Genomic DNA, 15,524 nt, shown 5'->3' with positions numbered 1-15,524 from the left:
AGCCTTAGACTAAATCGAAGCCATGCTCAGCGGTATCAGCACGTAATATGGCATTTAACTGCACCATGTCATCTGGAATAGGCGCATGCCATTCTAAAATTTCACTGGTGATAGGATGCGCTAAACGTAACATGGCTGCGTGCAATGCTTGGCGTTTAAAAGCTCTTAAAATAGCTAACAACTCTGCACTGGCTTTACGCGGTGGTCTTGGCCGACCGGCATACACTGGATCGCCCACTAATGGGTAGTTATTAAAGCTTAAGTGCACCCGTATTTGGTGAGTACGACCGGTTTCTAGGCGTAAACGTAGCCGAGTATGGGCACGATACTTTTCCATCACCCGAAAATGAGTGGTTGCCGCTTTACCCGATTGCGTTACCGCCATATGGGTACGTTTGGTAGGGTGACGACCAATAGGTTCATCTATTGTGCCTCCGCTAGTCATAGTACCGTGGCATATCGCTTCGTATTCACGCACGATTTCACGGGCTTGCATAGCTTCAACTAAATGCGTTTGAGCGGGAATCGTTTTGGCGATAACCATTAAACCAGTAGTGTCTTTATCTAAGCGATGGACAATACCGGCGCGTGGCACTTCGCCAATACCCGGTACATGATGCAATAAGGCATTAAGCAAAGTACCGTCGGCATTACCCGCACCAGGATGCACCACTAAACCCGCAGGTTTATTAATCACCATGATATGCTCGTCTTCATATACGATATTTAATTCGATATCTTCAGCAAGAAAGCGCACTTCTTCTGGCAAGTCGGCCAGAATATCTATTTGCTCTTCGCCTAGTACTTTATCTCTAGGTTTAGTATTTACTTCTCCGTTTACCTTAACGGCACCGGCTAAGATCCATTCTTTTATTCGAGAACGTGAATAATCAGGGAACATTTCGGCAAGAACCTGATCTAACCGCTTACCAAATAAATGATCGGGCACGATTTCTGAAAGTTTTAGCTGTTTTGTCATAACGTAAGCAGTTATCCTGTGTGCAACCCCAGCGAGTCTGGAGTATTATCGCAATACATAGTATTTTAACGATTATACACCATACTAGACAGCCATTTAGCTTAAGTAGTTACGGATTTTTTAAATGAAAGCAAATTTTTTACTGATTTCTCTGTTGGCGCTTACCCTAAGCGCTTGTGCTAGCAAGCCTAAAGAGCCAGATGTGGCCAGTACGGCAACACCACAAACTTTATATCAAGAAGCAAAAACAGTGCTTGATAATGGCTTATATAATCGCGCCATTGAATTATTGCAGGTGTTAGATTCGCGTTATCCGTTTGGCCCATTAGCGCGCCAAGTGCAGTTAGATTTAATTTATGCCTACTATAAATCGGGTGACGTTGATAAAGCCATTGCCAACATTGACCGCTTTATTCGCTTAAACCCCAATCATGCTGAATTAGATTATGTGTATTACATGCGCGGCTTAAGTAACCTTAAGTCAGACCAAAATGCCATGCATAGTATGTTAGGTATTGACCGCTCAGATCGCGATTTAGCCAGTACCCGCCAAGCTTTTGATGATTTTAAATTATTAGTCAGCAGTTTTCCTGACAGCAAATATGCTGCAGAATCGAAAAGCCGCATGCTAACGATTAAAAACACTTTAGCTCAGCATGAGTTATTAATTGCTGATTACTATATGCGCCGTGGTGCATTTTTAGCGGCAGCTAATCGTGGTAAATATATAGTAGAGTTTTATCGCGACTCGCCCATGGTAGAGCAAGCATTAGAAGTGATGGTTGAAGCCTACGGTAAATTGGGCTTAACCAAGTTAAAGCAGGATACTGCAGCGGTGTTGCAGCTGAACTTTCCTGGCAATAAGCGGTTTTAGTTTATATTAAGCCATTCATGTAGTTCTGAGTTTTGATGTTATGAACACGAATCGGTTTACCCACACTAACACGCCGTAAACCCATCCCTGGGGGCTCAAGTCCGCCCGTCCAGGGCTCCCATGGTTAGTTTCGGGTAAAACCAATTCTCGTCCGTATTTTCAAGGGGTCAGAGTTGTTGAAACTGTTTTTAGTTTTCAACAACTCTGACCCCTTGAAATATTTTGTCTTAAATCGCTTCTAGTGCTTCGGCTAATTTTGATACGGCTATGACTTCCATACCAGGGATGCCATCTTTGGGTTTATTGGCGTGTGGCACGATAGCGCGTTTAAAACCATGTTTTGCCGCTTCGCGCAGACGCTCTTGGCCGCTAGGTACTGGCCGAATTTCACCTGCTAGCCCCACTTCACCAAATACCACTAAATCATTAGGTAATGGCTTATCACGAAAACTAGACACTAGCGCCAGTAAGGTCGCTAAGTCGGCACTGGTTTCATTTACTTTTACGCCACCTACCACGTTTACAAATACATCTTGGTCGGCCATTTGAATACCGGCATGGCGATGCATAACCGCTAACAACATCGAGATCCGATTTTGATCCATGCCTAAGGTGACCCGACGTGGGTTGTTTAAGGGTGACTGATCGACTAAGCCTTGGATTTCAACCAGTAGCGGTCGTGTGCCTTCCCATAACACCATTACAATGCTGCCAGATTGATCTTCTTTACCACGGGTTAAAAATATGGCGGAAGGGTTTTTCACTTCTTTCATACCTTGCTCGGTCATGGCAAAGACGCCAAGCTCGTTTATGGCACCAAAGCGATTTTTATGGCTGCGTATGGTGCGATACCGATTATCGCTGTCTCCGTCTAACATAACTGAGCAGTCGATACAGTGCTCAAGTACTTTTGGTCCTGCTAGTGAGCCGTCTTTGGTAACATGGCCAACCAATATAACGGCGATATTATGTTGTTTAGCAAAACGAGTTAAATACGCGGCGCTTTCACGTACTTGCGACACACTACCAGGTGATGATTGAATATCAGATAATTGCATCACCTGAATAGAGTCGATAACCATTAGCCGGGGTTTTTCTTGCTCGGCTAAGTGACAAATGGTTTCGATATTGGTTTCTGCCAACATATTGACATTAGCCGTAGGCAAATTTAGCCGCTGGGCACGCATGGCAACTTGTTGCAGTGATTCTTCACCGGTGACATATAACACCCCACCGCCGCTGGCTAAACCACATACCATTTGCAATAATAGGGTACTTTTACCGGCGCCTGGGTGGCCACCAATTAAAATAGCGGAACCTGGTACAATACCGCCGCCAAGCACACGGTCAAATTCAGCAAAGCCGCTGCTAAAGCGTGGCACAGCTTGTAAATCAACTTGATCTAATGGGATCACTTTAGCCACCGTAGCACCGGCATAGCCACTACTACGGCTGGATTTAGTGGGATTGCTGCCTAAGCGTACTTCGCTTATGGTGTTCCATGTACCGCATGCTGTGCACTGTCCCTGCCAGCGCATAAAGTCTGCGCCACAGTCAGTACAGACATAAGCTATTTTAACTTTTGACATGTAATTTTTTCCTAAAGCCTTTTTTATCGATCTATTTTTTCTTGAACGAAATGAAAGGCATGAATATTGCTTTTCACTTTATAACCACGTAGCGTACTATATATTATCACGATAAGGTGCCGAATTTATGGCAAGCACTTAGACGAATTATGACCGCACCAGACTTACAAGCCTATATCGGCATTATTGAGCAGTTAAAAACTAGCCTAAACTCGAGCAATTTTGAGCAAATGTTTAGTCTGTTAACTGCTGATTTACCTAAATCTAAACAGTTTATTTTAAAAATGGAGCTTAAGCGCATTGGTCAGCGCTGTCAGTTTTTTATTGATTTACGTGGTTTAGTTGATGGTGACGTTAAGCCTTATCCTTATCAAGGTAAAACACATTATATGGACGAAAATGCCATTAAAGTGTTTGAACAAGGACTAGAGCAATACGGCAGCTTTACAGTTGGCTTGTATGAAGAAGTTAGAAATACCGATAATAATTTTCGAGTGATGCATCGCAAAGACACTGAGAAACGAGTGCGAGAAGCATTGACTCGGGTGGCAAATGGTAACTCCGAACTCGAACAAAGTGCTGATGCAAATGAATTACTTGAGCAACCAAAAATAATTGAGTTTGGCAACTACATCAGTCGCCGTGACGAGCGGATGAACTTTAGTATTGATGTCGCCGTGCAAACCGTAAGCCATCGTTTTACCGCTAGCACCTCTGATTTATCCGTTTCGGGCTGTAAAATTAAAGTGCGTAAACAGCAACAAGCTAAAATCGGTCAAAAAATAACGTTGTTTTTCACTCAATTAGAGCAGGAATTTGTGCTTGAAATGTCTAACGGTGTGCCCTATACCATTGTTGATATTGAGCAACACGATCAATTTAGTTATTGGCGAATGAAGCGCCAACCCGCGACAGATGAAAACAAGTTTAGTCAGTTTTTACAAAACTTTATCAATGGTAATAAGCGCCGCTATAAAGTTAATTTAGATAATGTCAGTGCTTGCTTACTGACTAAGGGCTATGAGCAATTTTATTTACCTAAACTTACTACTCTACCCATTTTTATTGCTGTACGCGACAATATAGCCACGCCGATCAGTGTGCTAACAACCGATCATAATAAGCACTGTTGGCAATACTTTTTAGATGAGCAGCATAAGTCAGTGTTAATTAGCATTATTAATACTAAAAGACTGAAAACCCGCATAGATCAAAAATCGGCCAATAGTAACTGTATTCTGTATTGTTTTACCCATGCCGTAAAAGGTAAATTATTTTATTATTCTGCAACTGATGAAGAATTAGCTCAAACACCTGAGTTACGAGGCGTATTTTATGGTTTTGGCTCGTCTAAGCCTAGTTGGCGAGTGTTTCATTTTAACTTTTCAGCCAGCTCTGCTCAATTTGCTGATCCCGGCTCAGTGTTGCCGCAAGCAGATGAGGAAAATACAGAGCAAGTATCGGCTTTAGTTAAAGGTTTTATTCAAGATATCCGTTTTATGGTTAGCTTAACCGATATCACTTCTAGCGATAGCACTCTTTGCTATCAAAAATATACCTATCAACAGACTCAACTTAAATTATTAGCCCAATTTGGCCATAAAAAACGTTCTGATATTCCGCACTGCGAAGCCGTGCCAATGCATTATATTAACTTGCGCGCCGAGTCTCGTTATTTATATAAAACCGCTATAGAAATACAACAAGCCGATGATATGCCTAATCTTACCGGCTTTAGCCGAGATTTTTCAGCTAAAGGCATGCAAATTGAAACTGAAATACCGGTTAGCTTTGCTAAGGGTGATATTATTTTATTGAACTTGCCTGAGTTGCAAAAAATTAGTCAGAAACATCAATTATCAGCTTTAGCTTATGAAGTGATGGCAGTGAGTAAAAGCCGTACTATTATTAATTTAAAAGTAGCCGGTAACGACAATAAGCATAGCGGCCAAGTATTTTTTCAGCAGCTGATTAAAAATAATCGCAGCAAACTTACCCAAGCCCAAGAGACACCGCGCTACCCAGGATTATCGGCCGCGCTTAGAAATATGTATTTACAGTCGCAAAATAATTTGCAGTTATTTATGCAACGTAAAGGCATTCGCTATGAAATTAATACTGTAGCCAAAGGTAAAACCGCCCATACCCTGCATCATATTATGCGTTTTGGCCAAGCCAAAGCACAGAACGAGCCGCCGGTAATTGAGTTAAATAATATCCTACGCAACAGTGCAGCCAGCTTACAGTTTGCTCAGCAATTAAAACAAATGAAACGCTTTGAGCAAGGTAGTGAGTTTCTGCTATTTGTCAGTGTTGGCCATAAAGCAAAGAACAGTAGCGACATAGAGTGCAAATATAGCTATGAGTTTGCTAATGAAAAAGCCATCCAAGATTATGTTAGCACCTCATTGCAACACGGTTTATTATTTTGTTATCGCTTATGTTTAATGCGCACCAATAGACCCGACATTGAGTACTTTGCTAAAGAGCTTAATTACATAAGTACTTACGCCATTCATAAAGCGAAACTACTTGAGGAAGAGCTTTGGAGTGTGGTGGGTGTATTAGATGTTATCGATATTTCTGCTGAAATTATCCTGCGTTATGCCGTAAATGCTAACCCTGCAACAATAGCCCAAGCTAAGCTAGCATTTTTAAACAGCTAGCAGCTTAAGTCTTAGCGGCTTAAGTCTTAACATTTTAAGTTATTAGCAGTCTACTTTTACTAATCAAATAAATATAGCAATTGTAATAAAGAGCCTTGTTTAATCGCGTACTTAGCTTGAGCTTGCACTGCGGCCTTAGCATGAAATGCCACACCGTAATGAGCAGCTTTAAGCATGGGTATATCATTCGCACCATCACCAATGGCCACGGTTTGGCTTGGTTCAATTTGATATTGCGTGGCTAATTGCGCCACCACTGTAGCTTTGGTTTGAGCATCAACAATGTCACCGATTACCTTACCCGTTAACGTGCCATCAATAATCTCTAATTGGTTAGCAAAGCTAGCGGTTAGCGCAAAACGTTGTTGTAATGCTTGAGTAAAATAGGTAAAGCCACCGGAAGCTATCGCGACTTGCCAATTATGTTGCTGTAACTGGCTAACTAAAGCGGCTAAACCTGGCATGATGGGCATTTCTGCTAATACTTGAGCCAAAATAGCACTATCAGCCCCTTTTAACGTTGCCACGCGGGCAATAAGACTTTGCGCAAAATCTAGCTCACCATTCATGGCTTGCGCGGTCACTTTCGCTACTTCTGCACCCACTCCGGCTAAAATAGCAATTTCATCAATGCATTCAATCTGAATTGCCGTTGAGTCCATATCCATAACTAATAAGCCAGGCTGGCTTAGCGTAGGCCGCGTTGGCAAATATAATAACTCTAGCGTATGCATAGCAGCTAACTCAGCTAACTGTTGCTGCTGCGCTGGGTTTAATGGTTTAGGTAATGCGAGTTCAAGTGCCATGGCGAGATCGGTATGTGGTTGTATGCAGCGCAAACTCACAACAGGTTCATTTGCAGCCACTATATGCAGAATTTTTTGCAATATATGCCCGCTAAGTTCACCCGCAAACAGCCGTAATACTGGACTGGCATGGCTTGGCGTACTGCTAGGCATAGCATGATCACGCTGAGCTTTAGCCAAGTCAGCCTCAGTATGATTTAAGCCAGCAACAGCAGTAGCACTGACTAATAGTAATTGGTTATCTGTGCTGGTTAAGCGATAATGCTGATTAAGCTGTAATAACGATAACAGATTAGTCGTTGTAGATTCAGCCTGAGTGGTAGTGGCTTGCGTGGGTATTTGATATAAAAAGGACACTCGGTTACCTATACTTAAAAGGGTTAGCGTGGCATGCTGCGACCATAATACTGTTTATGCTAATGTCATATTAGTGAACAAGTACGTTATCAGTACCCATACATTATGTCAGTGAGGAATATGCAAAACCATAGCGTAATTGCGAATACTACAGCAAGTTATATTAAGCTGCTACAGGTTGCCTTAGCGGTATTAGGTATTTGGCTATTGTTGCAAGCTTGGGTAATGACTCAGCAGCAGGGCAAGGCATTACTGCAGCAACAAAGTAGTCAGCTAATGCGTGAAACGTTAATTACGTTAGCAGATACGGCTGGGTATTTAATTGAAAATGATCAGCTTGATGGCTTAGAGCAACTGACCCAAAACGTTGCCTCTAGCAATTATTTATTTGATGTTGTGGTGTACGATGCTAATGGCGTGCGTATGAGCAGCTCTGAAAATAGCGGTCCTGCCTATCAATTGTATAATCCTGACTATATTGAAGCGCTAACGCCCATGGTGCAGCCTATTGTTAAGCGCCAACAGTTGCTGGGTTATATGAAATTTAGCTTACGTTTAGATGCCTCATTAACCCCTATAGCCCAACCGTGGCAAGATTTAATGCAACAGCTGTTGTTAATGTTACTGCTTGCCGGTGTAGTGGGCTTTTTATTACGCCGCGGATTTTCACGCTTCTCACGCCAATCTTTACGCTTAAAGCCGCCCCAGGCCTAATATTTGTAAACTGTTTTGCCATAAGGTTGCTGCTACTTCAGCTGCCGGCTCACTACGGAGTTGGCAAAAGGCGGCAAAAACCTCTGCTAACCTTGCTGGCGTATTCACTTCACCTTGATACCCCGCTAACGGCATAGAGGGCGCGTCGGTCTCTAACACAAAGTGGCTTAGCGGCAATTGCTGCACCACTTTACGCGTTTTGGCTGCTCGCGGGTAAGTAATAGTACCACCAATGCCCAGCTTAAACCCTTGATCAATAAACGCTTGCGCTTGTTGCACACTGCCAGAAAACGCATGCAAAATGCCACCATGGCTAAACTGTTGACGTTTAATTTCAGCCAGTAATTGCGGCTGACTTTTACGATGATGCAGAATAACCGGTTTGGCTAATTGTTTAGCTAACGCCAATTGCTGTTCAAACCACGCTTGTTGGGCGGCAAAAGTAGCACTGGCTAAGGCAAAATCTAAACCTATTTCACCGATAGCCGCAATGTTATCCGAATGCCGCAGACAAAGCTGGCTTAATTGCTCAATGGCACTTAATGGACTCGTTACCGCCCACCAAGGATGCACCCCCAAGGCTAAGTGCCAGCCTGACGGCTGCTGTTGTTGTAAGCCTAATAAAGGCAACCAAGTAGCCGGTTCAGTTGCTGGGATCAGTAAAGCAGCAACCCCTACTTGTTGGGCATCTTGCCAATGTTGTTGCATATTTTGTAGCTGATGAGCGGGATGAGTACCGGCAAGCTCTGGCAGGTTTAAGTGACAGTGAGTATCAAATAAAGAATAAGGCGTTAAGGACATAGCCGTTCTATTTGCCATTGGCCGTTTTGCTGTAGTTTATACATAAAGCGGTCATGTAAGCGGTTATCACCACCTTGCCAAAATTCTATTTGGGTGGGTCGGATCAAAAAGCCGCCCCAGAATGAAGGTAATGGCACTTCACCTTGGGCAAATTTATGTTTCACTTCAGCAAATTTTTGCATTAATGCTTGCCGAGTTGAAATAGGTCTACTTTGCTCGGAGGCCCAAGCGGCTAATTGGCTCTCTTTGGGCCGAGATAGAAAATACTTGGCCACTTGCACCGAAGATACCCGCTCAGCAACACCATACACAATAACTTGGCGCTCTAGTGGATGCCATGGAAAGTGTAGGCACACTTTAGGGTTAGCCGTAAGCTCGGTGGCTTTACGGCTGCCTAAATTGGTATAAAACACAAAGCCATCGGCGTTGACGTCTTTCAGTAACACTATACGCTGCGAAGGCTGGCCATGTTCATCAACAGAAGCGACGCACATCGCGGTAGGATCGGTTAACTCGGCTGCAATTGCCTGTTGTAACCAATGCTCAAACTGGATAATAGGATTTTTATCTAGTTGATCAAAGTCTAATTTTTTTAGACTATAACTACGGCGAATATCGTCTACTTTCATTACATGCGCTCCATAACCTCAATACCTAATAAGGATAAACCTTGTTTAAGCATCCGTGACGATAATATGCTTAACATTAAACGACTGTCGCGTAATGCCGGATCTATCCCCGGCTTTAAAATGGCACAGGCCTCGTAGAAGGTCATATACAAGCTAGCAAGTTCGTATAAATAGTTACAGAGTAAATTAGGCTGGGCCTCTTTAATCACTTGCTGTAGCGTTTCTTCAAAACGTAATAACTTAACCGCTAATTGCTTTTCTTGCTCTTCTACTAAGCTAAGCGGCGCGGTAAAGCTATCGTCAATTTCAGCCTTGCGTAAAATACTGCGCACCCGAGTGTAGGCATATTGTAAATACGGTGCTGTGGCGCCTTCAAAGCTAAGCATGGCATCCCAGCTAAAAATATAGTCGCTGGTACGGTTTTTTGATAAATCGGCAAATTTAACAGCACCAATACCCACTTTACGCGCTATTTCTGCGACTTCGTCTGCACTTAGTTCTGTGGCTTTTTCAGCGACTACCGTTTGAGCCCGAACAACGGCTTCTTCCAGTAAGTCGGCTAATTTAACCGTACCGCCGGTCCGAGTTTTAAATGGCTTGCCATCTTCACCCATCATAGTACCAAACGGACAATGTTGATAAGCCGTTTCAGCGCGTAAATAACCGGCTTTACGTGCCACTAACTCAACTTGTTTAAAGTGCAAGCTCTGCCGAGCATCAGTAAAAATGATCACCCGATCTGCGGCTAAGTCATGACTACGATATTGGCAAGCGGCTAAATCGGTAGTGGCATATAAAAAGCCGCCACCGGTTTTTTGCACGATAAACGGCGATGGATTGCCTTCTTTATCTGCCAGCTCTTGTAAAAACACCACTTCAGCGCCTTGATCGGCAACGGCAAGCTGCTGGGTTTTTAAGTCGTCTACTATATTTTGTAGCATACCGTTATAAGCACTTTCTGGCTTTATATCGGCATCGGTTAACGTTACATTTAACGCAGCATAAACATCTCGGCTGTGTTTAATAGAAGTATCAATAAACAGCTGCCATAATTTTTGACAGTGCGCATCACCCGATTGTAACTTAACCACGTAATCTCGTGATTTATCGGCAAAGCCTTCTTCATTATCAAAGCGTTTTTTGGCTTCGCGATAAAAATCTTCTAAGTCAGCTAATGCTACTTGAGCTAAATCAGTATTAGCATCTAACTTATCTTCTAAATGCGCGATAAGCATACCAAACTGAGTGCCCCAGTCGCCCATATGGTTTTGGCGAATAACGGTATCGCCCCAAAACTCTAAGCTGCGCACTACTGCATCACCAATAATGGTTGAGCGTAGATGGCCGACGTGCATTTCTTTGGCTAAGTTTGGTGCTGAATAGTCCACTACGATAGTTTGCGGGTTAGCATTAATATTAACGCCTAAACGCGGATCATTAGCGGCCGTTTGTAGCTGCGCAGCTAACCACGTTTTAGCTAAAGTAACATTAATAAAACCTGGGCCAGCAATTTCGACTTTTTCAGCCATATCATCCAATTTTAAATGGCTGATAAGTTGCTCGGCGAGTTGGCGTGGATTGGTTTTCATTATTTTTGCCGCCGCCATAGCGCCATTAATTTGATAATCACCAAAAGCCGCTTTAGTACTAATAGCGACTGCCGCGTTAGTGTCGGCTGGTAAACCTAAAGCGACAAAAGCCGCTTGCGTTTTTTCAGTTAAAATTTGTTTAATATTCATGGTCGCTACCTATTAATGTTCACGTGTCTTATGGAACTTAATTTTAGGATAACGCTCCATTGCTAAATTAAGATTAACCATTGTTGGCGCAATATACGTTAAGTTATCGCCACCATCTAATGCTAAGTTTTGACTGGCTTTATTAGTAAATTCATCTAAAGCTTTGCCATCATTTGAGTAGACCCAACGTGCCGTTGCAACGTTAATGTTTTCATAAATGGCATCTACGTTATATTCAAATTTTAACCGGCTAACAACAACGTCAAACTGCAGCACACCTACAGCACCCACGATAAGATCATTAGTATCTAGTGGTCTAAATACTTGCACAGCACCTTCTTCTGACAGCTGCACTAAGCCTTTAAGCAATTGTTTTTGCTTTAACGGATCGCGCAAACGAATACGACGAAATAGCTCTGGGGCAAAGTTAGGTATACCGGTAAATTGAATGGAGTCACCTTGGCTAAAGGTGTCACCAATTTTAATAGTACCGTGGTTATGGATTCCGATGATATCGCCTGGGAAAGCTTCGTCTAAGTGTTCACGATCACCGGCAACAAAGGTTAGGGCTTGAGATATAAGGATATCTTTACCGGTACGGACATGGCGTACTTTCATACCTTTTTCATATTTACCCGAGACTATGCGAAAAAACGCTACGCGGTCACGGTGTTTAGGGTCCATATTGGCCTGAATTTTAAACACAAAACCGCTAAAGTTAGGATTATCAGCTGCTACTATACCATTCTCTGTTGCACGCGGTTGTGGCACGGGAGCCCATTCCACTAAGCCATCAAGCATATGGTCAACACCAAAGTTACCTAAGGCGGTACCAAAGAAGACCGGCGTTAACTCGCCTTTTAAAAATAGCTCTTGATCAAACTCGTGGCTTGCGCCTTTCACTAGCTCCATTTCTTCGCGTAATTGTGCCGCAAAACTACCAATACGTTTATCTAATTCAGGGTTGTTGATGCCTTTAATAATATTAACATCTTGAATAGTATGGCCTAAACCCGACTTATATAAGATAACTTCGTCGCGAAGAATATGATAAACGCCTTTAAATTCTTTACCAGAACCTATTGGCCAGGAAATAGGGGCACAAGCAATATTTAAGACACTTTCAACTTCATCTAGCAAGTCGACTGGGTCGCGAATATCCCGGTCCATTTTATTCATAAAGGTTAAAATTGGTGTATCGCGCAAACGAGCGACTTCCATTAACTTTATGGTCCGTTCTTCTACACCTTTAGCGCCGTCAATTACCATTAAACAGGAGTCAACCGCGGTTAGAGTACGATAGGTATCTTCAGAGAAATCGGCGTGGCCGGGGGTGTCTAGTAAGTTAACCAGACAGTCGTTATAGGGAAATTGCATAACAGAGGTAGTAACAGAGATACCGCGCTCTTTTTCCATTTGCATCCAGTCTGAGGTAGCAAATTGGCCCGATTTTTTGCCTTTTACGGTACCCGCTTTTTGTAATAAGTGTCCGAATAATAACACTTTTTCAGTTATGGTTGTTTTACCCGCATCAGGGTGAGAGATGATAGCAAAGGTGCGTCTTTTACCGACCTCTTGCGCAATTGAAGTGTTAGCCATGAATGATATCTTCTACAGAAATAATAGCAATTAACAACTAGCCTACAATCGGCTTAAGTTATCAGCTGAAATAAATTATGAATGAGACTATTTTCGCTTATATGACGACAAGACACAATCAATGGTTGTCTATTTAATTGGCTTTTACGCTGAGTATGCCGCTATGTTCAGTACACAACTTATTATGTTGGTGGCAATTATAACAGAAGTCGGTTGCCAAGCCTTGCTGAAAGCCACAATCAACTTAGCCCAGCAAGTATCAACGGAATATATTAGGCTGCGGCGTCTTGCCCTATGCTGGTTAACACAAAATCCATTTTTCGTTGCGCTAAATCAATCGTTTTTAGGCCAACTGTCACGCTATCGCCTAAACAAATTCGTTGTTGGCTATTAACCAGTTGCTGCTTGGCCGGATCAAATACAAACTCACCCTGGCTAAAGCTAGCTAGCGGTACTAAACCTTCAATGCCTTCTACTCCAGTGCTAATTAGCTGAACAAAAAAGCCAAAATGACAAACGCCTGTGACAGTGGCGGCAAAGGGTTTGCCAACAAACTGTGCCATATACTGACATTTTAATGCGGCTTCTACTTCGCGACTGACTTCATCAGCTTTACGTGACTGGGTGGAGCAATGGCTACTTAAAGCCGTTATGGCATCAAGACTGTAAGGATAGAGCTTTTTAGGCAGTTTTTTTGTAGTAAATGCTGGCAGCTTTAAATAGCCTAACATCTGCTGAAATGGGCTAGCAGCTTTGCTTTGGATCTTGGCTTTAATTGCCCGATGCGTCAATAAGTCGGGATAACGGCGGATCGGTGAAGTAAAGTGAGCATAGGCGTCGTATGCCAAGCCAAAATGGCCTGCATTTGTGGCCGAATACTCGGCCTGACTTTGCGATCGTAACAATAAACTACGGATCACACTGGCATCTGCACGCTGGTCTATGTTGGTTAATAATTTATTATAATGGCTCGGTGTTGGTTTATCCCCTCCCCCCAGCTGCAAGCCTTTCTCCGCTAACAGTGTACGCAATAGCGTTAACTTCTTTTGTTGCGGTCCAGCATGAACCCGAAATAAACTGGGTATCTTATGCTGTTGTAAAAACTGGGCTGTCGCTACGTTTGCACACAACATAAACTCTTCAATCATGCGATGAGCATCGTTACGTATTACCGGTTCAATACTGGCAATCTTGTGCTGTTTATTAAGATTAAGTTTACGTTCTTGGCTGTCAAATTCGATAGCACCGCGCGCACTGCGAGCCTGAGCCAAACTTAAGTACAAGGCATGTAGGTTGTTAATATGCTGGGCAATTGTTGGTAATAAAGCCGTAACTTTTTTGGCCATATTTGAATTTGGTTTTGTTACTATGGCATGTGCTTGATCATAAGTCAGCCTAGCATGGGAATGGATAATTCCCTCTTTAAACACCGCTTGTTTTACCTCTCCAGCAGGACTAATGGTCAGCTCACAGATCATAACAAGTCGGTCTGTATTAGCCACTAATGAGCACAGTCCGTTGGATAGCGCTACTGGTAACATGGGGATAACTTGACCAGGACAATAGATAGAAGTTGCACGTTGCTGTGCTGCAACATCTAAGGCATCATTAGGCTTAACATAGTGAGCCACATCGGCAATGGCAACCAATAAGCGCCAATCACCCGATGCGCTTTTTTCACAATACACCGCATCATCAAAATCTTTAGCATCAGCACCATCGATAGTAACAAAAGGCAGCGCTGTATAATCAACTCGCGACTTTTTATCTTGCTCAGTCACGGTATTACCCAGTGACTTAGCTTGTTTAATGATACTGTCGCTCCATTGCTCCGATATACCGTGGCGACGCAAGGCTAGTTTCGTTTCCATGCCTGCAGAACCCGGCGGGCCCAATACTTCAGTGATTTGCACTTGGCTTGTCTGACGAAAACTGGGGTACTGTGTAATTTCGCTGTTGACATACAGCCCAACATTGGCAGCAGCTAATGGACAATTAGCCACTTGGATTGGCTGGCTAATCTTGCTGTTATCAGCAATAAGAACCAAGTCTTTACCTTGGCGTTTTAACAAGCCAGCGATATGAGTTGTTTTGCGTTCCAGCACTTTTATAAGTTTATGATACGAACGCTTATTGTCGCCTGGTTCAAGTAACACTTGAACAATGTCGCCATCAAAAACATGCGTTAACTGGTTTTTAGCTAAGAATAGATCTTTTTCTGTCGCGCTATGATTAACAAAACCAAAGCCATCTGGATGTAGACTAATAACACCCTCAATAAGTAACGCTTGATCAATCAGTTGATAGCCTTGATGCTGATTAAACATTAATTGACCATCACGCTCCATAGCGCGCAAACGTCTTCTTAGCGCTTCTTTTTGTTCTGAATTATTTAAGTTTAAAGCGTCAGCGATTTGCTGGCGATTAAGGTGTTGTTTCATCTTGCCAAAAAGACTGAGAATAAACTCACGACCTGGGATCGGGTTATCATAAATCAAGCTAGATGATGCGTGTGCGGTTGGGGTCAAATTCATAAAATTCTCTTAAAATCGCCCATCGCTTTTTACTGTGTATCTGCAAACTAGAAATTTAAACTTCTCAATATTGGCTAAGATAATAGGGAATAAAGCATCAGGCGGGTATGACTCTAACAAAGAGCCAAGTTAATAAATTGAGTTGTAACAGTACTAACTCAAATGGGGATGTTTTTGTTGTTTTTAAGGCTCCTCACGCATAACGTAACTATGAGTGAGGAGAATACTAGTACACTA

At 42.8% G+C, this 15,524-nt stretch carries 11 protein-coding genes; 3 read left to right on the top strand and 8 right to left on the bottom strand.

Annotation, left to right across the window (positions count from 1 at the left end; all coding sequences use genetic code 11):
* Positions 1–4 precede the first annotated feature (4 nt).
* A complete protein-coding gene (rluD, locus tag BI198_RS06085) occupies positions 5–979 on the bottom strand; it encodes a 23S rRNA pseudouridine(1911/1915/1917) synthase RluD (RefSeq protein ID WP_070048755.1) in 975 nt (324 codons plus the stop codon).
* A 124-nt stretch (positions 980–1,103) separates the two neighbouring features.
* On the opposite strand from rluD, the gene BI198_RS06080 reads away from it, so the two are divergent.
* The gene (locus tag BI198_RS06080; protein ID WP_070048754.1) at positions 1,104–1,853 is read left to right on the top strand and encodes an outer membrane protein assembly factor BamD; all 750 of its coding nucleotides are present in this window, start codon (positions 1,104–1,106) and stop codon (positions 1,851–1,853) included.
* A 227-nt stretch (positions 1,854–2,080) separates the two neighbouring features.
* Here BI198_RS06080 and radA read toward each other — a convergent pair whose 3' ends face one another.
* The gene (gene radA / locus BI198_RS06075; protein WP_070048753.1) at positions 2,081–3,442 is read right to left on the bottom strand and encodes a DNA repair protein RadA; all 1,362 of its coding nucleotides are present in this window, start codon (positions 3,440–3,442) and stop codon (positions 2,081–2,083) included.
* 149 nt (positions 3,443–3,591) lie between these two features.
* Here radA and BI198_RS06070 point away from each other — a divergent pair, with 149 nt between their 5' ends.
* Positions 3,592–6,108, top strand: coding sequence for a PilZ domain-containing protein (locus tag BI198_RS06070; RefSeq protein ID WP_070048752.1), 2,517 nt, complete (start codon positions 3,592–3,594; stop codon positions 6,106–6,108).
* A gap of 59 nt (positions 6,109–6,167) precedes the next feature.
* Here the strand turns inward: BI198_RS06070 and serB are convergent, their stop codons facing one another.
* Positions 6,168–7,271: a phosphoserine phosphatase SerB gene (gene serB, locus BI198_RS06065; RefSeq protein ID WP_235605259.1), complete on the bottom strand. Its 1,104-nt coding sequence runs from the start codon at positions 7,269–7,271 to the stop codon at positions 6,168–6,170.
* 120 nt (positions 7,272–7,391) lie between these two features.
* Here serB and BI198_RS06060 point away from each other — a divergent pair, with 120 nt between their 5' ends.
* Positions 7,392–7,985, top strand: a complete 594-nt coding sequence (locus BI198_RS06060) for an AhpA/YtjB family protein (RefSeq protein ID WP_070048750.1) — start codon at positions 7,392–7,394, stop codon at positions 7,983–7,985.
* Here the strand turns inward: BI198_RS06060 and BI198_RS06055 are convergent.
* The 5 genes from BI198_RS06055 to rnr form a co-directional block, all read right to left on the bottom strand.
* Entirely contained in the window at positions 7,965–8,804 is an 840-nt protein-coding gene (locus BI198_RS06055) for a TatD family hydrolase (protein WP_070048749.1), read from the bottom strand. The two genes, BI198_RS06060 and BI198_RS06055, sit on opposite strands and share 21 nt — an antisense overlap.
* Positions 8,777–9,415, bottom strand: a complete 639-nt coding sequence (pdxH, locus tag BI198_RS06050) for a pyridoxamine 5'-phosphate oxidase (protein WP_070048748.1) — start codon at positions 9,413–9,415, stop codon at positions 8,777–8,779. Before pdxH ends, BI198_RS06055 begins: the two co-directional genes overlap by 28 nt.
* Positions 9,415–11,154, bottom strand: a complete 1,740-nt coding sequence (gene argS / locus BI198_RS06045; RefSeq protein ID WP_070048747.1) for an arginine--tRNA ligase — start codon at positions 11,152–11,154, stop codon at positions 9,415–9,417. Before argS ends, pdxH begins: the two co-directional genes overlap by 1 nt.
* Before the next feature lie 12 nt (positions 11,155–11,166).
* Positions 11,167–12,753, bottom strand: coding sequence for a peptide chain release factor 3 (gene prfC / locus BI198_RS06040; RefSeq protein ID WP_070048746.1), 1,587 nt, complete (start codon positions 12,751–12,753; stop codon positions 11,167–11,169).
* 272 nt (positions 12,754–13,025) lie between these two features.
* Complete coding sequence (gene rnr / locus BI198_RS06035) at positions 13,026–15,287, bottom strand: ribonuclease R (RefSeq protein ID WP_070048745.1); 2,262 nt, start codon at positions 15,285–15,287, stop codon at positions 13,026–13,028.
* Between the last annotated feature and the right edge of the window lie 237 nt (positions 15,288–15,524).

It is taken from the genome of Rheinheimera salexigens (genome assembly GCF_001752395.1).
Taxonomy (GTDB): domain Bacteria; phylum Pseudomonadota; class Gammaproteobacteria; order Enterobacterales; family Alteromonadaceae; genus Alishewanella; species Alishewanella salexigens.
The sequence above is the reverse complement of the archived record's forward strand: the minus strand, read 5'-3'. Positions and strand labels throughout refer to the sequence as shown.

Excerpts from the sequence above, each read along its gene's own strand:
- rluD (WP_070048755.1), bottom strand. The coding sequence starts at position 979 with ATGACAAAACAGCTAAAACTTTCAGAAATCGTGCCCGATCATTTATTT.
- BI198_RS06080 (WP_070048754.1), top strand. The coding sequence starts at position 1,104 with ATGAAAGCAAATTTTTTACTGATTTCTCTGTTGGCGCTTACCCTAAGC.
- radA (WP_070048753.1), bottom strand. The coding sequence starts at position 3,442 with ATGTCAAAAGTTAAAATAGCTTATGTCTGTACTGACTGTGGCGCAGAC.
- BI198_RS06070 (WP_070048752.1), top strand. The coding sequence starts at position 3,592 with ATGACCGCACCAGACTTACAAGCCTATATCGGCATTATTGAGCAGTTA.
- BI198_RS06060 (WP_070048750.1), top strand. The coding sequence starts at position 7,392 with ATGCAAAACCATAGCGTAATTGCGAATACTACAGCAAGTTATATTAAG.
- BI198_RS06055 (WP_070048749.1), bottom strand. The coding sequence starts at position 8,804 with ATGGCAAATAGAACGGCTATGTCCTTAACGCCTTATTCTTTATTTGAT.
- pdxH (WP_070048748.1), bottom strand. The coding sequence starts at position 9,415 with ATGAAAGTAGACGATATTCGCCGTAGTTATAGTCTAAAAAAATTAGAC.
- argS (WP_070048747.1), bottom strand. The coding sequence starts at position 11,154 with ATGAATATTAAACAAATTTTAACTGAAAAAACGCAAGCGGCTTTTGTC.
- prfC (WP_070048746.1), bottom strand. The coding sequence starts at position 12,753 with ATGGCTAACACTTCAATTGCGCAAGAGGTCGGTAAAAGACGCACCTTT.
- rnr (WP_070048745.1), bottom strand. The coding sequence starts at position 15,287 with ATGAATTTGACCCCAACCGCACACGCATCATCTAGCTTGATTTATGAT.